Origin of the sequence: Actinomadura verrucosospora (genome assembly GCF_039540335.1) — a bacterium.
Taxonomy (GTDB): Bacteria; Actinomycetota; Actinomycetes; order Streptosporangiales; family Streptosporangiaceae; genus Spirillospora; species Spirillospora verrucosospora.
Genome location: NZ_BAABEV010000056.1, coordinates 16,587 through 36,765 on the forward strand (window position 1 = coordinate 16,587; position 20,179 = coordinate 36,765).

The 20,179-nt window shown below is 72.8% G+C and carries 23 protein-coding genes; 10 read left to right on the forward strand and 13 right to left on the reverse strand.

What is annotated here, in order from left to right:
* Positions 1-111: 111 nt before the first annotated feature.
* On the forward strand, positions 112-1,467 hold the full coding sequence (locus ABD944_RS37455; RefSeq protein WP_345185398.1) for a carbohydrate-binding protein: 1,356 nt from the start codon (positions 112-114) through the stop codon (positions 1,465-1,467).
* A 118-nt stretch (positions 1,468-1,585) separates the two neighbouring features.
* Here the strand turns inward: ABD944_RS37455 and ABD944_RS37460 are convergent, their stop codons facing one another.
* Positions 1,586-2,080 carry a Rossmann-fold NAD(P)-binding domain-containing protein gene (locus tag ABD944_RS37460; RefSeq protein WP_345185401.1) on the reverse strand — a complete coding sequence of 165 codons (495 nt, stop codon included), beginning with the start codon at positions 2,078-2,080 and terminating at the stop codon, positions 1,586-1,588.
* A 232-nt stretch (positions 2,081-2,312) separates the two neighbouring features.
* Here ABD944_RS37460 and ABD944_RS37465 point away from each other — a divergent pair, with 232 nt between their 5' ends.
* The 3 genes from ABD944_RS37465 to ABD944_RS37475 all read left to right on the forward strand — a co-directional run bounded on the left by ABD944_RS37465 (position 2,313) and on the right by ABD944_RS37475 (position 4,577).
* Complete coding sequence (locus ABD944_RS37465) at positions 2,313-2,606, forward strand: hypothetical protein (RefSeq protein ID WP_345185404.1); 294 nt, start codon at positions 2,313-2,315, stop codon at positions 2,604-2,606.
* A gap of 181 nt (positions 2,607-2,787) precedes the next feature.
* Positions 2,788-3,819, forward strand: coding sequence for a permease (locus ABD944_RS37470; RefSeq protein WP_378189704.1), 1,032 nt, complete (start codon positions 2,788-2,790; stop codon positions 3,817-3,819).
* Positions 3,816-4,577: a TIGR03943 family putative permease subunit gene (locus ABD944_RS37475; RefSeq protein ID WP_345185411.1), complete on the forward strand. Its 762-nt coding sequence runs from the start codon at positions 3,816-3,818 to the stop codon at positions 4,575-4,577. The genes ABD944_RS37470 and ABD944_RS37475 overlap by 4 nt, the downstream gene beginning before the upstream one ends.
* Before the next feature lie 174 nt (positions 4,578-4,751).
* On the opposite strand, the gene ABD944_RS37480 is transcribed toward ABD944_RS37475, so the two are convergent.
* Positions 4,752-5,672: a glycoside hydrolase family 19 protein gene (locus tag ABD944_RS37480; RefSeq protein WP_345185414.1), complete on the reverse strand. Its 921-nt coding sequence runs from the start codon at positions 5,670-5,672 to the stop codon at positions 4,752-4,754.
* Complete coding sequence (locus ABD944_RS37485; protein WP_345185418.1) at positions 5,669-6,223, reverse strand: lytic polysaccharide monooxygenase auxiliary activity family 9 protein; 555 nt, start codon at positions 6,221-6,223, stop codon at positions 5,669-5,671. Before ABD944_RS37485 ends, ABD944_RS37480 begins: the two co-directional genes overlap by 4 nt.
* 545 nt (positions 6,224-6,768) lie before the next feature.
* Between ABD944_RS37485 and ABD944_RS37490 the strand changes: the two genes are divergently transcribed.
* The gene (locus ABD944_RS37490) at positions 6,769-8,376 is read left to right on the forward strand and encodes a GMC family oxidoreductase (RefSeq protein ID WP_345185421.1); all 1,608 of its coding nucleotides are present in this window, start codon (positions 6,769-6,771) and stop codon (positions 8,374-8,376) included.
* A gap of 42 nt (positions 8,377-8,418) precedes the next feature.
* On the opposite strand, the gene ABD944_RS37495 is transcribed toward ABD944_RS37490, so the two are convergent.
* From ABD944_RS37495 to ABD944_RS37505, 3 genes are read right to left on the reverse strand one after another with little or no spacing between them, the layout of a single operon-like run.
* Positions 8,419-8,850, reverse strand: coding sequence for a phosphatase domain-containing protein (locus tag ABD944_RS37495; RefSeq protein ID WP_345185423.1), 432 nt, complete (start codon positions 8,848-8,850; stop codon positions 8,419-8,421).
* Positions 8,847-9,446, reverse strand: coding sequence for a CGNR zinc finger domain-containing protein (locus ABD944_RS37500; protein WP_345185426.1), 600 nt, complete (start codon positions 9,444-9,446; stop codon positions 8,847-8,849). Before ABD944_RS37500 ends, ABD944_RS37495 begins: the two co-directional genes overlap by 4 nt.
* 49 nt (positions 9,447-9,495) lie before the next feature.
* Entirely contained in the window at positions 9,496-11,991 is a 2,496-nt protein-coding gene (locus ABD944_RS37505) for an ATP-dependent Clp protease ATP-binding subunit (protein WP_345185437.1), read from the reverse strand.
* Between the two features lie 206 nt (positions 11,992-12,197).
* Between ABD944_RS37505 and ABD944_RS37510 the strand changes: the two genes are divergently transcribed.
* Positions 12,198-12,644 carry a nitroreductase family deazaflavin-dependent oxidoreductase gene (locus tag ABD944_RS37510; RefSeq protein ID WP_345185440.1) on the forward strand — a complete coding sequence of 149 codons (447 nt, stop codon included), beginning with the start codon at positions 12,198-12,200 and terminating at the stop codon, positions 12,642-12,644.
* Positions 12,645-12,694: 50 nt separating this feature from the next.
* Here the strand turns inward: ABD944_RS37510 and ABD944_RS37515 are convergent, their stop codons facing one another.
* A complete protein-coding gene (locus ABD944_RS37515) occupies positions 12,695-13,117 on the reverse strand; it encodes a VOC family protein (protein WP_345185528.1) in 423 nt (140 codons plus the stop codon).
* A 101-nt stretch (positions 13,118-13,218) separates the two neighbouring features.
* Between ABD944_RS37515 and ABD944_RS37520 the strand changes: the two genes are divergently transcribed.
* Entirely contained in the window at positions 13,219-13,341 is a 123-nt protein-coding gene (locus ABD944_RS37520) for a hypothetical protein (protein ID WP_345185442.1), read from the forward strand.
* Between the two features lie 35 nt (positions 13,342-13,376).
* Here the strand turns inward: ABD944_RS37520 and ABD944_RS37525 are convergent, their stop codons facing one another.
* Entirely contained in the window at positions 13,377-14,366 is a 990-nt protein-coding gene (locus tag ABD944_RS37525) for a threonine ammonia-lyase (protein ID WP_345185448.1), read from the reverse strand.
* Positions 14,363-15,136 carry an SDR family oxidoreductase gene (locus tag ABD944_RS37530; RefSeq protein WP_345185455.1) on the reverse strand — a complete coding sequence of 258 codons (774 nt, stop codon included), beginning with the start codon at positions 15,134-15,136 and terminating at the stop codon, positions 14,363-14,365. The genes ABD944_RS37525 and ABD944_RS37530 overlap by 4 nt, the downstream gene beginning before the upstream one ends.
* Positions 15,137-15,223: 87 nt before the next feature.
* Here ABD944_RS37530 and ABD944_RS37535 point away from each other — a divergent pair, with 87 nt between their 5' ends.
* On the forward strand, positions 15,224-15,844 hold the full coding sequence (locus ABD944_RS37535; protein WP_345185458.1) for a TetR/AcrR family transcriptional regulator: 621 nt from the start codon (positions 15,224-15,226) through the stop codon (positions 15,842-15,844).
* Positions 15,845-15,871: 27 nt separating this feature from the next.
* On the opposite strand, the gene ABD944_RS37540 is transcribed toward ABD944_RS37535, so the two are convergent.
* Positions 15,872-16,189: a DUF6191 domain-containing protein gene (locus ABD944_RS37540; protein ID WP_345185461.1), complete on the reverse strand. Its 318-nt coding sequence runs from the start codon at positions 16,187-16,189 to the stop codon at positions 15,872-15,874.
* 122 nt (positions 16,190-16,311) lie between these two features.
* On the opposite strand from ABD944_RS37540, the gene ABD944_RS37545 reads away from it, so the two are divergent.
* Entirely contained in the window at positions 16,312-17,010 is a 699-nt protein-coding gene (locus ABD944_RS37545; RefSeq protein WP_345185463.1) for a hypothetical protein, read from the forward strand.
* A gap of 41 nt (positions 17,011-17,051) precedes the next feature.
* On the opposite strand, the gene ABD944_RS37550 is transcribed toward ABD944_RS37545, so the two are convergent.
* Together ABD944_RS37550 and gdhA are read right to left on the reverse strand one after the other, a co-directional pair.
* Positions 17,052-17,543, reverse strand: a complete 492-nt coding sequence (locus ABD944_RS37550; RefSeq protein WP_345185466.1) for a potassium channel family protein — start codon at positions 17,541-17,543, stop codon at positions 17,052-17,054.
* Positions 17,544-17,698: 155 nt separating this feature from the next.
* Complete coding sequence (gene gdhA, locus ABD944_RS37555) at positions 17,699-19,036, reverse strand: NADP-specific glutamate dehydrogenase (protein ID WP_345185531.1); 1,338 nt, start codon at positions 19,034-19,036, stop codon at positions 17,699-17,701.
* Positions 19,037-19,319: 283 nt separating this feature from the next.
* Between gdhA and ABD944_RS37560 the strand changes: the two genes are divergently transcribed.
* Positions 19,320-19,748, forward strand: a complete 429-nt coding sequence (locus tag ABD944_RS37560; RefSeq protein ID WP_345185469.1) for a hypothetical protein — start codon at positions 19,320-19,322, stop codon at positions 19,746-19,748.
* 57 nt (positions 19,749-19,805) lie between these two features.
* Here the strand turns inward: ABD944_RS37560 and ABD944_RS37565 are convergent, their stop codons facing one another.
* Positions 19,806-20,162, reverse strand: a complete 357-nt coding sequence (locus ABD944_RS37565; protein ID WP_345185471.1) for a DUF488 domain-containing protein — start codon at positions 20,160-20,162, stop codon at positions 19,806-19,808.
* Positions 20,163-20,179 lie beyond the last annotated feature (17 nt).

Below are 20,179 nucleotides of genomic sequence, written 5' to 3' on the forward strand. Positions count from 1 at the left end.
TGGCGCATTCCGACACCGGCGATAACTCGCCAGAACGTGGGGGCGGAGAGCCTTTCTCGTTGCGCGCGAGGACATCTACGTTTGCCGCACCCCCACCCCCGAGGAGAGACCATGTCTCACAGACGCGGCATGCGCGTCGCCGTGCTCGCGGCCGGCGCGCTGGGTCTGGCCGGCGCGCAGGGCGTCGCGGTCGCCCAGCCGGACTCCGCCGGGCCCGCCCGTCCGGCCCCCTACTCCGCGGCGACGGCGGCGAACGTGCCGCAGGCCATGCTGAAGGCGATGCAGCGCGACCTCGGCCTCACCGCGGCGCAGGCGAAGCAGGCGCTGGTCAACCAGTTCGGCTCCGGCGTCACCGCCGGGAAGCTACGGCTCAGGCTCGGCGGCGCCTTCGCCGGCAGCTGGGTCAGCGGCAGGACCGCCGAGACGCTGCACGTCGCGACCACCGACCCCGCCCGGACGGCCGAGATCACCGCCCAGGGCGCGCGGGCCACCGTCGTCGGCCGCAGCCTGGCCGACCTCACCGCCGCGAAGGCGAGGCTCGACCGTGCCGCCGCGCGCAGGGCCCCGTCCCACTCTCCCGTCTGGTACGTGGACGTCCAGGCCAACCGCGTCGTGGTGCTGAGCTCCGCGCCCGCCGAGGCCCGCGCCTTCGCGAAGGCCGCCGGGGTCGACCTCGCCGAGGTCGCCGTCAGGCGCTCGAAGATCAAGCCGCGCACCTACTACGACCTGCGCGGCGGCGACGCCTACTCCATGAACGGCTCGGGACGCTGCTCGATCGGCTTCTCGGTCACCCGCGGCGGGACGCCCGGCTTCATCACCGCGGGCCACTGCGGGCAGCCGGGCACGTCCACCAGCGGGTACAACCAGGTCCAGCAGGGCAGTTTCCAGGGCTCCTCGTTCCCCGGCAACGACTACGCCTGGGTCGCGGCCAACGGCAACTGGTCGCCGGTCGCGCGCGTGAACGGCTACGGCTCCGTCCAGGACCCGGCCGTCTCCGGTTCGACGGTGGCGCAGACGGGCTCCCCGGTGTGCCGCTCCGGCTCCACCACCGGCTGGCACTGCGGGACCGTCCAGCAGCTCAACACCAGCGTCACCTACCCGCAGGGCACCGTCTCCGGGGTCACCCAGACGAACGTGTGCGCCGAGCCCGGCGACTCGGGCGGCTCGTTCATCTCGGGCACCCAGGCGCAGGGGACGACCTCCGGCGGCTCCGGCGACTGCCGCAGCGGCGGGACGACATTCTTCCAACCGGTCAACGAGGGGCTCCAGGCCTACGGTCTGACGCTCTACACCGGCACGTCCAACCCACCCGACGACCCGCCGAGCGGCAGCTGGGCGGCGGGGACCGTCTACCAGGTCGGCGACGTCGTGACCTACAACGGCTCCAGCTACAGGTGCATCCAGTCGCACCAGGCGCAGCCCGGCTGGACGCCGGAGAACGTCCCGGCGCTCTGGCAGCGCGTCTGACGCGCCCGGCCTTCCCCCAGCGTGATGCTGGGGGAAGGCCGGATTCATGCCGTCACAGGTCGCGAAGGGTCGGCCGAGCACGCCCGCGCCTTCGCGGGGGCGCAGGCGACCGGGCGGGTCAGTCGGCGATGAAGACGTCCTTGACGGCGCTCTTGCGGAGGTCTTCGAGGAGATCGATCTGCGCCTGGGCGCGGTCGTGGAGTTTCTCCAGCTCGGCCGCGTCCAGCTCCGGCGTCCGGTCGGCGAGGATGACCAGCGTGCGCCATCCGGCGGCCTTGCCCTCGACGGCCAGCCGCAGGAACTCGTACTCCACCAGGTCGGTCAGCGGGGAACGCTCCCTGAGGCGGCCGTTGAACTTGAGCCGTCCCGCCATCTCGGCCACGGACACCGCGATGCTCTTGTAGTGGCGGACGGGGACGCCGAGCGACGCCATGATGGACAGCAGCGCTCCCCGGTCGGCGGCGATCTCGTCCGCCAGCCGCCGCAGCCGCTCCTCCTCGGGCCTGCCCCGGTGCGCCTGGGCGAGCGCGCGAGAGCGTCCCACTCCGGCCGCCGCGCCCGCGAGATGGTCGTTCAGATAGATCGCCAGGAATGGTCCGGCCGTCTTCTCCATACGGGTCCTTCCGGCCGCCGGAGGGGCGGCCCTGCACGTCAGGTGAGGGGAGGTCGGTCGTCGACGCACCTCGCGGTACCCAGCGGGCGGGCGGGTACTCCCCCCGCCTCCTACGGTTCGGCCACCGGTCCGCGGCGACGGATACCCCCGCGTCCGGAGTGGGCAAAAACCGGTCAATGCGCGCTTGTGCCGGTGAACGCCCGGGTACGGCCCGACCGACCAAGGGGGGAAAATGATCAAGACACTGCACAAGCGGGGCCTGAAGTCGCACCACATGTACACGGCCGGACTCGGCTCGATCGCCCTGGCGTTCGCGTCGTGGGCGCTCTCCAACCAGCTGGAGGAGAGGGGCATGGACCGCGCCGACCGCTGGGGCATCTTCGTCGGCGAATGGGCCCCGACCTTCTTCGCCATCGGCGTCGCCATGCGCCTGGAGGAGATGCGCGAGGAGAGCACGGAGATCCCGATGCAGCGCGGCGAGATGGACGAGAGAGTCGGAGGCCGCGCGTCCCACGCGATGCGCTAGCGCCCGCGCGGTGACCGGCGGCCGCAGGCCGCCGGCGCGGCCGGGCGCGGTCCAGGGCTGTCTCGAAGTGGCCTCGGCCGCGCGCGCGAACGCGTGACCTGGCCGGTGAAGTGGGCCGGGACTATGCGGCGCAGCCTGGATCCCGAGCCCCGCGGGGGCGGGCTCTGGGACGATGGACCGCATGATCGAACGCACCGGCCCGCGGTTGGCCGAGGAGGAGGTGCTTCCTCCGGCGGAATGGGGGCGCGGGCGGGGCGCGGCGCCCGGCGCCCGTGCGGCCTGGGCGTTCGGCGCGCTGGCGGCGGCGCTCGTGCTCGGCCGGGCGTGGGCGGCGCCGCACATCGGCGCGCGGGCCCTGGACGCATGGGCGACGATCTTCGTGGCGGTGTGCGTGCAGGCGCTGCCGTTCCTGGTGTTCGGCGTCGCGCTGTCGGCCGCGATCACCGCGTTCGTCCCGGCCTCGGTGTGGCGGCGGGTGCTGCCGCGCCGGCCGGGCGCGGCGGTGCCGGTCGCGGGCGCGATGGGGGCGGTCCTGCCGGGGTGCGAGTGCGCGTCGGTGCCGGTCGCGGGCGGGCTGATGGCGCGCGGGGTGGCACCCGCCGCCGCGCTCACGTTCCTGCTCGCCGCCCCGGCCATCAACCCGGTCGTGCTGGTCGCCACCGCGGTCGCCTTCCCGGGACGGCCGGAGATGGTGGCGGGACGGTTCGCCGCCTCCCTGCTGGTCGCCGTGCTGGCCGGATGGGCGTGGCTGCTGCTGGGCAGGCGCGAATGGCTCAAGGTGCCGTCCCGTCCCCACGCGCACGGGGCGGCCGGACGCCTCGACGCGTTCCGGCAGGCCATGCGGCACGACATCATGCACGCCGGAGGGTTCCTGGTCGTGGGCGCCGCGGCGGCCGCGACCATCAACGCCGCGGTGCCCTCGTCCTGGGTCTCGTCGGCGGCGGGCGATGCCGTGGTGTCGGTCCTGCTCCTGGCGGTGCTGGCCGTCCTGATGTCCATCTGCTCGGAGGCCGACGCGTTCGTGGCGGCCAGCCTGTCGCAGTTCTCCACCACCGCGCGGCTGACGTTCCTGGTGGTCGGCCCGATGGTGGACCTGAAGCTGATCGCCCTCCAGGCGGGGTTCTTCGGCCGGAGCTTCGCGGTCCGGTTCGTCCCGCTGACGTTCTGCCTGGCGGTGGGCGTCAGCGCGCTGGTGGGAGGGCTGGTGTCATGAGCAGGCCCGCCCAGAACCTGCTGCTGGTCCTGCTCGGCGGCGCGATGCTGTGGATCACGCTGGGCAGCGGCGAGTACGTCAACTACGTGCGGCCCGGATTCCGCTATCCGCTGGTGGCCGCGGCCATCGCGCTGGTCGTGCTGGGCGCCGCCGGCCTGCGCCGGGAATGGCGGGACACCGGCGACGACGGGCACGGCGGCGAACACGGCGGCGAACACCACGGCGAGCACGGCGGCGGTCATGCGCACGGTCCGGGCGTGGCGTGGCTGCTCTGCGCGCCGGTGCTGGCGATCTTCGTGATCGCGCCGCCCGCGCTCGGCTCGTTCACCGCCGCGCGCGGCGCCGGTGGCGCCGCACCGCCCCCGCCGTCCCCCGCCGAGGGCTTCGCCCCGCTGCCGAGGACAGGGGCGCCCGCCCCGATGAGCATGGGCGAGTTCATCGGACGCGCCTACCTGGCGCAGACCGGCGACCCCGCCTCGTTCGAGGGGGTCCCGGTGCGGCTGACGGGCTTCGTGACCCCGCCGGCGAAGGGCGAGCGCGGCTGGCGCCTCACCCGGCTGAAGGTCGCGTGCTGCGCGGGCGACGCCATCCCGTTCCCCGTCATCGTGCGGGGCCTGCCGCGACCGCCCGCCGACACGTGGGTGCGGGTCGACGGGGTGTGGGTGCCGCCCGCGACCGGGCGGCGGGCAACCGTCGTCCAGACGCTGCGCGGGCGGTCCCTCCAGCGGATCGGCAGGCCCGGCGACCCCTACGAGTGACCGGGCCCGCCACGGCCGTCAACAACTCTTTCACCGCACGGCCCACCAGCCTTCGCGGATCCGGGCACGGCGGACGGCCCGCACCCGGGGTTCCGGGTGCGGGCCGCCGTCAGGGCCCCGGCCGACGGCGGGCTGGGGCTCACCGGCGGGCCGTGTCCTGCGTGCGGGGTCGTTTCAGCAGGTCAGGTTGCTCCCCGCGGGGACGCCGAGGATCTGGGTGAAGCGCTGGTAGGCGTTCACCCGGCTCTGCACCTGGGCCGGATTCCGGCCGTCGCATTCCAGGGCGCCGTTGATGCTGCGGATCGTCTCGCCGAACCCGCGGCCGTTGACCATGGCGCTGTGGCCGGTCATGGTGCCCGGGCCGTTCTGGGTCATCCAGTACCAGAGCCCGGTCCGCCACGAGACCGACGCGTCCCGCTCCACGAGCCACGGGTTGTTCAGCAGGTCGATGCCGAGGGCGTCGCCCGCCGCCTTGTAGTTGAAGTTCCAGCTCAGCTGGATGGGACCGCGCCCGTAGTAGGCCGCCTGCCCCGCCGGGCACCCGTAAGGCCGGCTCGCGTCGCAGTAGTGCGGGTAGTTCCCAGTGTTCTGCTCGACGATGTAGACCAGCCCGCCGGTCTCGTGGTTGACGTTGGCCAGGAAGGCGGCGGCCTCCTGCTTCTTCACCGTGTCGCTTCCGGTGGCGGCGAACGCGGGGAACGCGGCCATGGCCGCGGTCAGACCGCTGTAGCCGTAGAACGAGTTGCGGCTCGGGAACATCTGGTTGAACTGCGACTCGCTCACCACGAACCCGCCCTGGCCGGGCGGATCGCCGGGGTCGGACGACCCGCAGGCTCCCTTGTCGGCCCACACGTCGGCGCGGCCCGGGGTCTCGTTCTGCGTCCACCACTTCGCCGACCAGTTGTGCCCGTTGTAGGACACCGCGGCGCCGCCGGTGTAGACGGCGGAGGAGCTCCACGCCGCCGCGCAGGCCGCGGCGGAGGCGGGCGCCGCCGGCAGGACGGCCGACAGCGTCCCCGCCGCGAGCAGGAGCGCACCGGTCAGCCGGGCGCCCGCCGGCAGGGGGACGCGCCGCGCCTTGCGTGCCGGCGTCACTGGACGTTCACGTCGACGCAGGCGTAGAAGGCGTTCGCCGTGTCGGCGATGTTCCAGATCGCCAGCACCTTCTGCCGCCCGGTGACGCCGCCGAGGTTGACCGAGTGCGAGACGGTGGACGGGGGCTGCTGGTTGTTGCCGTCGACCACGGCGACGCGCCTGCCGCCGACGTAGTACTCGTAGTTCGACGTGCGGTGCCGGGCGGTGAACGTCCAGGTGAAGGTCACCGTCTGGCCGACCGTCGTGGCCCTCCAGCCCTTGCCGTCGTCGTCGAGCTCGGCGAACCGCGCGTTGCCTCCGCTGCAGCTGCGCAGGCCCTTCGGGCCCTCGACGCTCTGCGGCTCCCACTGGATGGAGCCGCACTGGACGATGCGCTGCGCGCACTGGGCCTGCCGGCTCATCGGCGCCGACACGTACCCGTGGGCCCAGGCCGAGGTCGCCGGGATCACCACGGCGACGAGGGGGGCGATTCCGACGCCCGCCGTGACGGCGGCGATTCTGCGCGAGCGCTTCGTGCGGGGGGTCTTCTTCGTGCGGGGGGTGGTTTCCATGCGGGGGTCCTCGCGTGATGGGGGTGGTCATGGGACGTCGTCGCGGCAGGGCCTGCCGCGGGGGGAGCAGTCGACGAACGCGGTGGCGGGGCGCGGGGGCGGGGCATGAACACTCCATCGGATAGGAAACTTTCCTATCGGATTGAGCGAACGCTAACCCCGTGCCCGATCGCGGGCAAGAGCCCGCCGGAAACAGCCGGAACGGCGCCGCGGCGGCCCGGCCGGACCAGTGCAGGCAGGGAAGCGAACCACCCGATTCCGGTCGGGAGATTCGGCACCATTCCCCGCAACCGGACGCCTGGGGTCGGCGACTTCTGCCAACGGACCGCCGGAGGCCCGGGACAGGGCGTCGGCGACGGTGAGGTTCCGGTCACCGGGACACCACTTGGAGGCCCGTCCCCGCCCTTCTACGATCGGGCCACCCATTTCTGTCGCCCGACCGGCGGGAACTCCCGCGTCCGGCCGGGACGGCGGCGCCGACAAGGGCCAGGCGCGGGCCCTCGTTAGCGGTCGCCTCGCTGCACGGCGTCCGCTGAGAGGAACACATGGACCGGAGCGCTGATTACGTCGTGGTGGGGGCCGGCAGCGCCGGCTGCGTGCTGGCCAAGCGGCTGGCCGAGTCCGGGGCGAGCGTCGTCCTGGTGGAGGCGGGCGGTCCGGACCGCACGCCGCTGGTCCGCAAGCCGGGGCTGATCGCCGTCTTCCACAACGTCCCGCAGCTGAAGAAGCGGCTGGACTGGGGCTTCTACAGCGCCCCGCAGAAGAACGCGCTCGACCGGAAGATCCCGCAGGTCAGGGGGCGCGTCCTCGGGGGTTCGGGGTCGATCAACGGCATGCTGTTCGTGCGCGGCCACCGCAGGAACTACGACGACTGGGCCGCCGAGGGCTGCACCGGGTGGGGCTTCGACGACGTCCTCGACAGCTACCGGCGGTTGGAGAACTGGGAGGACGGGGCTTCCGACCTGCGTGGTTCAGGTGGCCCCATCCAGGTGACACGGCAGCGTGACCTCACTCCCGCCTCCGAAGCGTTCATCGAGGCGGTCGTCCAGACGGCGGGCGTCAAGCGCAACGACGACTACAACGGCGCCGAGCAGGAGGGCGTGGGGGTCTTCCAGCAGAGCGTCGCGGACGGCCTGCGCTACAGCTCGTCCGTCGGCTACCTGGACGACCACGGCCTGGCGAACCTGACGGTCCTGACGAACGTGACCGTGCGGCGGGTCGTGATCGAGAAGGGGCGGGCCACGGGCGTCGAGGTCGCCGGCAAGAAGGGCACCGCGACGATCCGGGCGTCCCGGGAGGTCGTCCTCTCGGCGGGGGCGTTCGGCTCCCCGCACCTGCTGATGCTGTCCGGCGTCGGCCCGGCCGCCCACCTGAAGGACCACGGCATCGAGGTGCGCGCCGACCTTCCCGTGGGCGACAACCTGCACGACCACATGTTCGTGCCGATGACGTTCGTCATGGACACGGCCCGCCACAAGGGCACCGCGCCCTACTTCGCCAGGGGCGTCGCCAAGGAGTGGACGCGGGGCGGGACGTGGGTGGCCCGCAGCGTGTTCGAGGCGGTCGGCTTCGTCCGCAGCGGGCAGGCGGGCGCCATCCCCGACATCCAGTTGCACGCGTTGCCGTGGTCGTACCCGTTCCCGAACCAGGACGCGCCGGTGCGGCACGCCGTCGACAAGCGCTCCGCGCTCACGATCATGCCGACGCTGATCTACCCGAAGAGCCGCGGCACGCTCCGGCTGGGCTCGGCGGACCCGTCCGCCGCGCCGGTCATCGACCCCGGATACCTCACCGAGCCCGACGACGCCCGGCTGCTGCTGGACGGCATGGAGCTCGTCCGCGAGGTCATGGCGAACCAGGCCATCGCCGGGGACGTCAAGGAGGAGCTCTCCCCCGGGCCGCGGTACGCCGACCGGAAGGCGCTGGCCAGGGAGCTGCCGAACCGCGCCACGACCGTCTACCACCCGGTGGGGTCGTGCCGGATGGGCGCCGACGAGCGGGCCGTCGTCGACCCCAGGCTGCGCGTGCGGGGCGTCGAGGGCCTCCGCGTGGCGGACGCGTCGATCATGCCGAGCATCATCGGCGGCAACACCAACGCCCCCAGCATGATGATCGGCGAGCACGCCGCGAAGCTGATCCTCGACGCGGGCTGACCCCCCGGCGAGCCGGAGGCGTTCCCGTCCTGGACCGGCGGTTCAGGACGGGAAGGCCATGACCCAGCGGCGCTGCCAGGGGGTTTCGACGGCGCGGGGATGATGGTGCTGACGCGTCCAGGCGACGGCCTCGGACGGGGCCGTCCCGGACAGGACGGCCAGGCACGCGATGACCGTTCCGGTGCGGCCGACGCCGCCTCCGCAGGCGACCTCGACGGCGGCGCCGGAGCGGGCCCGTTCGTGCAGGGCGCGGATCTGCCGCACGGCCTCGTCCCGGTCACGGGGCAGCAGGAAGTCCGGCCAGTCGATCCATGCGGACGGCCAGTCCAGCTCCGGCGCGTGCCTGCGGCGGAGGCGGCCGGAGCCCAGGTAGAGCCCGAAGTCGGGCACGGGCCCGTCGGGGAGCGGTCGCCGCAGGCCGCGCCCGCGGATCAGGGTCCCGTCGGGAAGCGGGATCGCACCGTCGAGCGTCATCGGGTCACCGCCCGGCGGCGCGCGCGGTGGTTGGCGACGTTGACCCTGTTCCCGCACACCTCGGGCATGCAGTAGCGGCGGCGCCCGGCGCGGCTGGCGTCGGCGAACACTCCGCCGCAGCCGGGGGCGGCGCACGCGCGGAAACGGCCGTGGCCGAGCGCCCTGACGAGGCCGAGCAGCGAGACGCCGACGACGGCGGCCAGTTCGGCGACGAGGGACGCGTCCCGCGCCGTCGGGACGTGCCACTGCCACCGGCCGGAGGGGTCGCGGCGCAGCACCGGCGCGAGCCCGACGTGCCCGGCCAGCATCGCCGCGCGCTCCACCGCCTCGTCCTCCGTCCCGGACTCCAGCACGGCCCGCACCTCGCGGCGCAGGAAGCGGACCTTCTCCACGTCCTCCGCGCTCGGCGCCCCGGCCCCGCCGGCGGCGGGCTCAAGGGGCACCACGTCATAGGCGGCGAAGTCGTATCCGGAGAGCAGCGCGGCCAGGTCGCCGGGTCCGGAGAGCGCCTCGGCCCCCCGCACGTCCGGCGACGTGGCGACGAGGTCGTTCGCGACCTCGACGCCCGCCGCGTAGTCGGCCATCGGAATGAGCACACGTCCTCCCGCACCCGCGTCAGTAAGGGTTATAGGAGGACTGTAGACCTTACCGAGTCGCGACGTCGAACTGGAGGCCGCCGTTCACCACGGACACGTCGACGTGTCCGCCGGGGCCCAGGTCGCCGGACAGGAGCAGGTCGGAGAGCCGGTCGTCCACCTCCCGCTGGATCGTGCGGCGCAGCGGACGGGCGCCGAACTCGGGCTGGTAGCCGCGCTCGGCGAGCCAGTCCACGGCCTCGGTGCTGAAGGAGACGGAGACGTCCTGGGCGCGCAGGCGGCGGCGCGTCTCGTCCAGCAGCAGGTCGGTGATCTGGCGGAGCTGGCCCTGCTCCAGCCGCCGGAAGACGATGATCTCGTCGATCCGGTTGAGGAACTCGGGCCGGAACGACTCGCGCAGCCGCCGCATGATCCGGTCGCGCAGCGCGCCGCCGCCGTCGCCGGACGCGCCGAAGCCGATCTCGGTCGTGCCGGTGATCAGTTCCGAGCCGAGGTTGCTCGTCATGATCACGACGGTGTTGCGGAAGTCGACCGTGCGGCCCTGCGCGTCGGTGAGGCGGCCGTCGTCGAGGAGCTGGAGCAGGACGTTGAACACGTCCTGGTGCGCCTTCTCGATCTCGTCCAGCAGGATCACCGAGTACGGCTGGCGGCGGACGGCGTCGGTGAGCTGCCCCGCCTCCTCGTAGCCGACGTATCCGGGCGGAGCGCCCATCAGGCGGCTGACGGTGTGCCGCTCCTGGAACTCGCTCATGTCGAACCGGATCATCCGGTCCTGGCTGCCGAACAGGGCCTCCGCCAGCGCCTTCGCCAGTTCGGTCTTGCCGACGCCGGTCGGGCCGAGGAACAGGAACCCGCCGATCGGCCGGTTCGGATCGCCCATCCCGGCGCGGGACCGCCGCACGGCCCGCGCCACCGCCGCGACCGCCTCCTCCTGCCCGACCACGCGCTGGTGCAGGTGGCCCTCCAGGTCCGCCAGGCGCTCCCGCTCGGCCTGGGTGAGCTGGGTGACGGGGACGCCGGAGATCCGGGAGACCACCTCGGCGATGTCCTCCGTGGTCACCTCCGGGACCGTGGCCGGCGCGCCGTTCCCGCGCGTCTCGGTGAGGTCCTTCTCCAGCCGGGAGACCTCGTCGCGCAGCTCGCAGGCGCGCTCGTAGTCCTCGTCGGCGACGGCCTGGTCCTTCTCCCGGCGCCGCTGGTCGAGGCGCTGCTCCAGCTCGCGGCGCCCGCCGTTGCGCGTGCTGCGCAGCCGGACGCGGGCGCCCGCCTGGTCGATGAGGTCGATCGCCTTGTCCGGAAGGAACCGGTCGGTCAGGTAGCGGCTGGACAGGTCGACGGCCGCGACGAGCGCCTCGTCGGTGAAGCGCACCTGGTGGTGCGCCTCGTACCGGTCGCGGAGGCCCCGCAGGATCTCGATGCTGTCGTCCGCGCTCGGCTCCGGCACGAGGATCGGCTGGAAGCGCCGCTCCAGCGCCGCGTCCTTCTCGATGTTGCGGCGGTACTCGTCGATCGTCGTCGCGCCGACCACGTGCAGCTCGCCGCGGGCGAGCGGGGGCTTCAGCATGTTCCCCGCCGACATCGCGCCCTCCGCGCTGCCCGCGCCCACGATCGTGTGGATCTCGTCGATGAACACGACCAGGCCATCGGCGTGCTCACGGATCTCGTCCACGAGCTTCTTCAGCCGCTCCTCGAAGTCGCCCCGGTAGCGGGTGCCCGCGACGACGCCGCCCAGGTCGATCTGGACGATGCGCTTGCCGCGCAGCGTCTCGGGGACCTCGTCGTCCACGATCCGCTGGGCCAGCCCCTCGGCGATCGCGGTCTTGCCGACCCCCGGGTCTCCGATCAGCACCGGGTTGTTCTTGGTGCGCCGCGAGAGGACCTCGACCGTCTCCTCGATCTGGTCCTCGCGCCCGATCACCGGGTCGATGCGCCCCTCGCGGGCGAGGGCGGTGAGGTCGCGTCCGAACTCGTCCAGCGTGGGTGTCCCGCTCGGCTGCCCGCCGCCGGCCGGCGGCTGCCCGGAGCCTCCGCCGGACGCCGCCTGCTGCAGCGAGTCGGGCGTGACGTGCTCGTGGTCGAGGATCCGTCCCGCGCTCGACCCGCGGTCCAGCGCCAGCGCGAACAGAAGGTGCTCGGGCCCGATGTAGGACGATCCGAGCGCCCGCGACACCTGGTGCGAGTCGAGCAGCGCCCGCTTGGCGGACGGGGTCAGCTCGGGCGGGACCTCCCGGGGCTCTCCGCGCCGCGCGTGGTCCTCGATCTCGTCCCGGATCTTGTCCGGGTCGGCGCCGGCCCGCACCATCCACTGCCGGGTCCCCTGCTGGCGCGTCGCCGCCCACAGCAGGTGATCGGTGTCCAGATCGTCGCTGCCCCACTGCGCCGCCTGCGCGGCCGCGTCCCGCACGAGTTCCCGCGCGGGCTCGCTCATCAGCCGCGCGATGCTGATCCGCTCCATGGGCCGCCGTTGCGCGCGCGACCCGAAGAAGCGGGCGAGCATCTCCTCGAACGGATCCGATCCCCCCGGCCCGTACCATCCCGCGGTCATCTCCGAAAACCCCCCGGTAGTCGAAGGACACGTCATAACAACGGACATCCCCCTGCCCATGGCATGCCCCAGGAAACCCTCACGCCAACCGTCCCGCGGCAAGCGGTCAGGAATCGAGAAGCGCCCTTGACCGGGCCGCGCCTAGCGTGAAGTCAACGGATACCAGCACCGCCGACCGGAGGCAGGCGATGGCACAGAATCAGCAGGTGAAAGCCCGCAGGAGCGGGAAGCCCGGGGCCGTGTCACGGTGGTTGCAGCAGACGATGAACGCCCGCATCACGCGCAAGATCCGGCGCGGCCGCGGGACGTTCATGGGCATGGACGTCCTGGTCCTGAACACGGTGGGCCGCCGGAGCGGGCGGGCGCGCGAGACGCCCGTGTCGTGGTTCCCCGACGGCGACGACGCCTGGCTGGTCGTCGCGTCCGGCGGCGGCGGCCAGGACCCGGACTGGTACGCCAACCTCATGGCGCATCCCGAGCGGGCGACGATCGAGCCCGCCGGCGGCGGCGCGGTGCCGGTGACGCCGCACCGCCTCGACGGCGCCGACCGCGACGAGGCGTGGGAGCGCATCACCGCCGCCCAGCCCCGCTACGCGAAGTACCAGAGCAAGTCGGACCGCCAGTACCCCATCGTCCGCCTCACCCGCCGCTGACCCGCCGGGCGGGGCGGGTCAGCGGCCCGGCCACCGGCCTTCGGCGGGCGTCACCTCAGTTGTTCGGCCAGGGCGACGATGATGCCCGCCGGGCCGCGGAGATAGCAGAGCAGGAAGAGGTCCTCGAACCGGTCGATCTCGCCGATGAGTTCGCCGCCGTGGGCGCGCAGGCGGTCGACGGTGTCCCTGATGTCGTCCACGGCGAACATGACGCGGCGCAGGCCGAGCGTGTTCGGGGGCGCCTCCTCCTCCCGTCCGATCGGCTCCGGCGCGTGGAACTTCGTCAGCTCGACGGCGCCGTGGCCGTCCGGGGTCCGCATCATCACGATCTCGACCTCGACGCCGTCGAGCCCGACGACGTGGTCCACCCACTGCCCCTGGACCGGCATTCTTCCTCCCGCCTCCATGCCGAGTTCGGTGAAGAACGCGACGGCGGCGTCGAGGTCGTCGACGACGATGCCGATGTGGTCCATCCGTTGAAGCGTCATGCGCCGTTCTCCTCGAAGGGTTCGCGGCCGGCGGCTCCGGCCGTTCCGGGTTTCCCCGGCACTGTTTCGTTGGCATCGCCAACGAGATGCCGTATAAGGCGCGGCACGAGGACGCGGCCACCGTCTTCACCGACGACGTCGCGCGCACGCCGGAGGGCTGGCGGTTCAGCGAGGTGGAGATCATGCTCGCCTGGCTGCGGAGGGACTGACCGCCGCGCCGGCCCGGCGGCCCCGGCCGCGGACGTCACGGCCCGGGGCCGGGGGTCGCGCCGACCCAGCGGCGATGGGCGTCCGGGTCGACGTTGCCGCCGCACACGATGGTGACGACGTGCCGGCCGGCGAAGCGGTCGCGGTCTTCGAGGATCGCCGCGACGCCGAGCGCGGCCGACGGCTCGACCACGAGACCGGCATGCTCGAAGAGCCCCCGCATTCCGGCGACGATCGACGCCTCCTCGACCAGGACGGCGTCGTCGGCGACCAGGAGGAGGTCGTCCAGGACGTCCGGGATGGGACGCCGTCCGGCGACGCCGTCGGCGATGGTGTCGGTCGACTCGGTCGTGACGACGCGCCGCCGGTGCCAGGAACGCGTCATCGCTGGCGCGCCCGCCGGCTGGACGCAGATCACCTCGACCCCGGGCGCGAGCGTCCTGAGCACGTGTCCGACGCCGGTGGCCATCGCCCCGCCGCCGAGAGCGATCAGAACGGCGTCGAACGGCGGCGCGGCCTCCACCAGTTCCAGGCCGATGGTCGCCGCGCCCTCGCAGGTCTCGATGTCCAGGCTGTCCTCGACCAGCCGGACGCCGTCGTGCCGCGCGATGGCCGCCGCCCGCTCGCGCGCCGTGTCGAAGTCGCCGTCCACCAGCTCCAGCCGCGCGTCCAGCGCGCGGATGCGGTCGAGCTTGGCCGCGGGCGCGAAGCGGGAGGCCACGACGGTGACGTCGAGGCCCCGGGCGCGCCCGGACCAGGCGAGGGCCTGGCCGAGGTTGCCCGCGCTGGCGCACACCGCCGCGCGCGGACCGTTCTCGTCGAGCAGGGCGGCGACGAGCTCGGTGCCGCGGCCCTTGAAGCTGCGGACCGGGTTCGCCGTCTCCAGCTTGACGGTCACCGCGCACCCGAGGTCGGGCTCCAGCGCCTCGCAGCGGTACTGGGGGCTGTCGAGGAAGACCGGGTCGATCACCCGGCGGGCCGCCCGGATCCGGGCGGTGTCGAGCCGCGTCTCCGGCGGAGGGCTCACAGGCAGGACCCGCCCGTCGCGTCGATCACCCGTCCGGTCACCCAGCGCGCGTCGTCGGAGGCGAGGAAGGCCACGATGTCGGCCACGTCCTCGGGCCGTCCGACCCGGCCGAGCGCGGCCAGCGACGCCGCGCGGGCCTCGGCCTGCGGATCGCCGCGCAGCCAGCCCGCGTTGACGTCGGTGTCGATGATGCCGGGCGCGACCGAGTTCGCCGTGATGCCCCGGGGGCCCAGTTCCTTGGCGAGGTTGAGCGTGAAGTTGTCGAGCGCGCCCTTGGTGGCGCCGTAAGCCATGATCTCCGGCATGGCGATGCGGGACACGCCGCTGGAGATGTTGATGATCCGGCCCCCGTCGCGCAGCCGCGGCAGCCCCTGCTGGACGATGAAGAACGGTGCGCGGACGTTCACGGCGAAGACCTCGTCGAACTCGCGCTCGGTCAGCGAGGCCAGGTCGGAGCTGCGGCCGATGCCGGCGTTGTTGACGATGATGTCGACGCCCCCGCCCGGCGCGTGCTCGGCCGCCTGGGCGTCGAAGGCCTCCCACAGCCGGGCCGCGTCGCCGTGGTGCCCCAGTTCCTCCCGCAGGGCGAAGGCCCGGCCGCCGTCCTTGCGGATGCGCTCGACCACCTCGTTCGCGGCCGCCTCGTCGCGGGCATAGGCGACGGCGACGGCCGCTCCGTCCCGGCCGAGGCGTTGCGCGATGGCCCGTCCGATGCCGCGGCTCCCACCGGTGACCAGCGCGACCTTGCCCTCAAGAGCGCGTGCGTCCATGGTCGCGAACCCCTCTCCACATTCTTGAGCGATGACTCAAAAAAGAAGGTAGCACGACTTCTTGAGTGTTCGCTCTAGAATGTGGGGGTGAGCGACACACGGGTGAAGCGAGGGCGGCCGAGGGCGTTCGACCGCGACGCGGCGCTGACCGCGGCCACACGGCTGTTCTGGGAGCGCGGCTACGAGGCCACCTCCGTCGGCGAGCTGACCGAGGCGATGGGCATCAGGCCCGGCAGCCTCTACGCGGCCTTCGGCGACAAGAAGTCGCTGTTCAAAGAGGTGGTGCACAGCTACGGGCGGTCCCCCGCGGGCGCCTTCATGGGCGTCGCCCTCGACGAGGAGCCCACCGCCTACGGCGCCTTCGCCCGGATCCTGCGCGAGGCGGCCGCCAACTACGCCGACCCGTCCCACCCGGCCGGCTGCCTGACGATCAGCGCGGCCACCAACGTCACCCCGCAGGACGCCGAGGTGGCGGCCTTCCTGCGCGATCTGCGGAACAGGAACCTGGAGGTCTTCCGGTCCCGCCTCCAGGCGGCCCGGCAGGCCGGCGAGCTGCCCGCCGCGACGGATCCCGGCGCCCTGGCCTCGTACTTCGCCGCCGTCATCCAGGGCATGTCGCAGCGCGCCTGCGACGGAGCCTCAGCGGCCGAGCTGACCGAGATCGCCGAACTGGCCCTCGCCGCCTGGCCCACGCCACAGGGCCGCTGACCCCCGCCCGGCCGAAGCGGCGGTCGCTCAGGCGGAGTCGGGCGGACGCCGCACGACGGCGGTTCCGGCGTCGAGATCGACGCGGCTTCGCGGGGGCGCGCCGTCGTTCTCCTCGTCCCGCAGCATCAGGGAGGAACGGCGCTGCTCCTGCTGGTGGCGGTGCGTGCCGTGGAAGAAGGCGTCGAGTTCCCCGACGGCGATCGCCGAGATCGGCCGCCCCACCTCGTCCCTTCTCCAGGGCAGGCGGAACCTGCGGTTCGCCCACAGGCCCGCGCGATCGAGGGCGGCGAAGGCGACCAGTCCGAGAACGAGTCCGGGGATCGTCATGAAGCCGATGAGTGCCACGTTCCTCCAACGATCCCGCCTCCACGGCGGTTGCGATCTCCGGCCCCCGCGATGGCGGTGCGGTGATGTAGGTGACATACGGACCTTGACTACCTACCTTGCCGATCCCCATAGTAGGCGGCATGAACCTGAACACCACCTACATTGACGGCGCCGCGAGCGCCGCGCGGTCGTTGACGCGTGCCGGGCTCTGGGATCTGGCGCTGGAATCACCGGCGGCCGAGACGGTGGCGCTCCGGGCGGAGGTTCTGACGGACAGGTTCTTCTGGCGGCTCGACAAGGCGGCCGAGGCCGAGGACGCCGTCGCCGCGCTGTCCCAGGACGATCCTGCGCTCGGGGGTTTCTACGACGCGCAGCTCGCCTACACCCGCCTGCTCTTCGAGCTCGACCCCCGCCCCGACGACGAGGCGCGGGCGCGTGCCGGGTTCTCCGCCTCGCTGGAGGACGAACGCGTCGCGAGCTGGGCGACGTTCTGGACGGGCATCGTCATCGAGAAGTTCGACGACGACTCGGATCGGGCGAAGGCGCGCTACACCGAGGCCCTCGATTCCGCGCTGAAGGACGCGGATCTCCTGCTGGAGTCCTACGCGATCCGGCACCTGGGGGCCCTGGCACTGGTGGAGGGCGACGGCACCGGGCTCGACCAGCTGCGCAGGTCGTACCACCTGCGCGCCGCGCTCGGCGCACGTCCCCAGACCGCGGCAGCGGCGGCCGCGTACGCCTCCGAGCTTCCCCCGGGCGCCGAGGCCGACCAGCTGAACGAGCTGGCAGCGCGGACGGCCCGCGAGCTCCGGCTCACGTGGCTGGCCCCGAGCCAGTGAAGGCGTCCGGCGGCGGGCTCACGGAGCCTTCGCCGCGGCTCTCAGAGGTCTTCGCCGCCCTCGGGGGATTCGTCCGTCTTGCGTTCGACGCCTCGTTGCATCGCCTCAAGGAAGACCTTGGCGACGATGCCCAGGAAGGCCAGGTCGCCGAGCATCTGGACGGCCGTCAGGGCGCGGGCCGTCTGCGAGACGGGGACGATGTCGCTGAAACCGACCGAAGTGAAGATCGTGATGGTGAAGAACAGGGCGTCGATGTGCGTCAGGGGCTCGGAGAATCCGGGCGGCGTGTCGTGGCTCATCAGGCGGTAGCTGGAGGCGAACACCAGAAGGAACAGCGCGACGGTCGTCCCGAGGGCCTCGACGGCGCGGAGCCTCGGGGAGCGCGAGCGCGCGATCGACCTCGCCTGCCACGCGACGAGCACTCCCAGGGAGAGCAGCGCCGTGGTCAGCACCACGCCCGTCACCACCGTGAACGACCTGTTCAACGGGGCCGTGAAGTAGACGGCGATCAGAGCCACCGTGATCAGCGTCATGCGCACCGCCACCCGGGCCAGGGGCCGGAAGCGGGCTCTTCGCGATCGCGCGGTCACTCTCCGTCCATGCCCAGGACCGGCGCCCCTGAGCCCTCCGGCGGGCCGGGAGACGACCGCCCCGGAGGCGGCGGGCGCCTCCGGGCGGCCGTGGCTCCCTAGATGAGGCCCTGGGCGAGCATCGCGTCGGCCACGCGCTCGAAGCCGGCGATGTTGGCGCCGACCACGTAGTCGCCGGGGGCGCCGTACCGGTCGGCGGTCTCGTAGCAGGTGTCGTGGATGCTCGTCATGATGGCCAGCAGCTCCTCCTCCACCTGGGAGAAGCGCCAGGAGGAGCGGCTCGCGTTCTGCCGCATCTCCAGTGCGCTCACCGCGACGCCGCCCGCGTTGGCGGCCTTGCCGGGACCGAAGGCGACGCCCGCCTCCTGGAGGACGCGCACGGCGTCGGGGGTGGTCGGCATGTTGGCGCCCTCCGACACGGCCTTCACGCCGTTGCGGACGAGGATCGCGGCGGCGTCGGCGTCGAGCTCGTTCTGCGTCGCCGACGGCAGCGCGATGTCGGCGGGGACGTCCCACACCCGGCCGCCCGGGACGAACCGGGCGGAGGAGCCGCGCAGGTCGGCGTAGTCGGAGACGCGGCCCCGGTCGACCTCCTTCACCTGCTTGATCAGGTCGAGGTCGATGCCCTTCTCGTCCACGACGTAGCCGCCGGAGTCGGAGACGGTGATGACGTTGGCGCCGAGCTGCTGCGCCTTCTCGATCGTGTAGATCGCGACGTTTCCGGAGCCGGAGACGACGATCTGCTGGCCGTCCAGGTCCTCGCCGCGGCGGCGCAGCATCTCGGCCGTGAACATCACGTTGCCGTAGCCGGTCGCCTCGGTCCGGACCGCGGAGCCGCCCCACAGCATGCCCTTGCCGGTCAGCATCCCGGCCTCCCACCGGTTCGTGACGCGGCGGTACTGGCCGAACAGGTAGCCGATCTCGCGGGCGCCGACGCCGATGTCACCGGCCGGGACGTCGGTGTGCTCGCCGACGTGGCGGTGCAGCTCGGTCATGAACGACTGGCAGAAGCGCATGACCTCCGCGTCGGAGCGTCCGTGCGGGTCGAAGTCGCTGCCGCCCTTGCCGCCGCCGATACCGAGCCCGGTGAGCGCGTTCTTGAAGATCTGCTCGAAGCCGAGGAACTTGACGATGCCGAGGTTCACCGTGGGGTGGAAGCGGAGCCCGCCCTTGTACGGCCCGAGCGCGCCGTTGTACTCGACGCGGAAGCCGCGGTTGACGTGGATCTCGCCGTTGTCGTCCTGCCACGGGACGCGGAACATGATCTGGCGCTCCGGCTCGATCACCCGCTCGACCAGCTTGGCGGTGGCGAGGCCCGGCCGGGCGGCCAGCACCGGGCCGAGCGACTCCAGCACCTCGTGCACGGCCTGGTGGAACTCGGCCTCGCCGGGATCGCGGCGCAGCACCCCCGCGTAGGTCTCCTCCAGGACCGCCATGGTCTCGGGCGGGGCCGGCAGGCGTGAGGCGAGGGGCATGGTGAGGATCCTTCCTTGAGACCCCCTCACTCTAGAACCCGTCCCGGACTCCACCAGGACGCCCCGCCGCAGCACCCCTCGCCGCCGGCGCCGGGGCCGCGTCCTCATGGCGGGAACGCGGGCCTCTTCCGGCCGCCGCTCTGGCGGTGCATGCCTCACCGCCCGGACTCGACACGGTCTGACACGAAGCCCGTAACGGCGCGCTGGCAAGGGCGCCACCACAAACCAAAAGGAGAAGACAGCCATGCGCAGACGCGTGTCCTTACTGGCCCTCGGCGCCGCTTGCCTCGCCGGGGGCGTCGCCGGCACCACCGCCGGCATCCTCGTCAGCGTCCTCGTCGAGGCCCTCACCGGGGCCGGCCGCGGCATCGACGGCACCCTCGCCTTCGCCGTCAGCGCCGCTCTCGGCCATATCGGGGCCTTGCAGCTCCTCTGGTTCCAGCGCAGGATCAGCGCCCGGACCAGGGAGGCGATCTACCGGGCCGTCCGCCGAGCCCATGCCATCAGCACGCTGTTCATCGTCGGCAGCGGCATCATCGGTGCTGTCGCCATCGACACCGGTGTCATCGACGGGGCCACCGCGGCCGCCGGCCTCGTCGGCTACCTCACAGGTCCCGCCATCTACAACCGCATCGTCGAGGGCCGCTACGTCCGCGTCTTCGACGGCGGCTGAGGCAGTCGCAGGGGCCCGGCGTCGCCGCCGGGTCCCTGCTTCGTGAAAGAGGGCCGGTCAGGAGGAGTCGCGGAGGCGGGCGGCGATGACGGCCGCCTGGCTGCGGTCGATCTCCTTGGTCGCCGTGAGCAGGGTGACCGTGCCCTTCCGGGCGAGTTCCCGCAGGTGGTTGAGGGCCGCGGCGCGTTCCGGCTCGGCCAGTTCGGCGTCGTAGCGGCGGGTGAACTCCTCGAACCTGGCGGCGTCGTGGCCGTACCACTTGCGGAGTTCGGTGGAGGGGGCGACGTCCTTCTCCCACTCGTCCAGGCGGGCCTTGTCCTTCGACAGGCCCCGGGGCCACACCCTGTCGACCAGGATCCGCGCGCCGTCGTCGGCCGACGGCTCCTCGTACACCCTGCGCAGCCGTACGTCCATGGCGCTTCCATACCCGG

Excerpts from the sequence above, each read along its gene's own strand:
- ABD944_RS37470 (WP_378189704.1), top strand. The coding sequence starts at position 2,788 with ATGATCGAACGCACCGGCCCGCGGTTGGCCGAGGAGGAGGTGCTTCCT.
- ABD944_RS37550 (WP_345185466.1), bottom strand. The coding sequence starts at position 17,543 with ATGACGCTGATCACGGTGGCTCTGATCGCCGTCTACTTCACGGCCCCG.
- ABD944_RS37545 (WP_345185463.1), top strand. The coding sequence starts at position 16,312 with ATGAACCTGAACACCACCTACATTGACGGCGCCGCGAGCGCCGCGCGG.
- ABD944_RS37455 (WP_345185398.1), top strand. The coding sequence starts at position 112 with ATGTCTCACAGACGCGGCATGCGCGTCGCCGTGCTCGCGGCCGGCGCG.
- ABD944_RS37565 (WP_345185471.1), bottom strand. The coding sequence starts at position 20,162 with ATGGACGTACGGCTGCGCAGGGTGTACGAGGAGCCGTCGGCCGACGAC.
- ABD944_RS37465 (WP_345185404.1), top strand. The coding sequence starts at position 2,313 with ATGATCAAGACACTGCACAAGCGGGGCCTGAAGTCGCACCACATGTAC.
- ABD944_RS37520 (WP_345185442.1), top strand. The coding sequence starts at position 13,219 with ATGCCGTATAAGGCGCGGCACGAGGACGCGGCCACCGTCTTCACCGAC.
- ABD944_RS37460 (WP_345185401.1), bottom strand. The coding sequence starts at position 2,080 with ATGGAGAAGACGGCCGGACCATTCCTGGCGATCTATCTGAACGACCAT.
- ABD944_RS37560 (WP_345185469.1), top strand. The coding sequence starts at position 19,320 with ATGCGCAGACGCGTGTCCTTACTGGCCCTCGGCGCCGCTTGCCTCGCC.
- ABD944_RS37490 (WP_345185421.1), top strand. The coding sequence starts at position 6,769 with ATGGACCGGAGCGCTGATTACGTCGTGGTGGGGGCCGGCAGCGCCGGC.
- ABD944_RS37495 (WP_345185423.1), bottom strand. The coding sequence starts at position 8,850 with ATGACGCTCGACGGTGCGATCCCGCTTCCCGACGGGACCCTGATCCGC.
- ABD944_RS37505 (WP_345185437.1), bottom strand. The coding sequence starts at position 11,991 with ATGACCGCGGGATGGTACGGGCCGGGGGGATCGGATCCGTTCGAGGAG.
- ABD944_RS37485 (WP_345185418.1), bottom strand. The coding sequence starts at position 6,223 with ATGGAAACCACCCCCCGCACGAAGAAGACCCCCCGCACGAAGCGCTCG.
- gdhA (WP_345185531.1), bottom strand. The coding sequence starts at position 19,036 with ATGGCGGTCCTGGAGGAGACCTACGCGGGGGTGCTGCGCCGCGATCCC.
- ABD944_RS37515 (WP_345185528.1), bottom strand. The coding sequence starts at position 13,117 with ATGGACCACATCGGCATCGTCGTCGACGACCTCGACGCCGCCGTCGCG.
- ABD944_RS37475 (WP_345185411.1), top strand. The coding sequence starts at position 3,816 with ATGAGCAGGCCCGCCCAGAACCTGCTGCTGGTCCTGCTCGGCGGCGCG.
- ABD944_RS37530 (WP_345185455.1), bottom strand. The coding sequence starts at position 15,136 with ATGGACGCACGCGCTCTTGAGGGCAAGGTCGCGCTGGTCACCGGTGGG.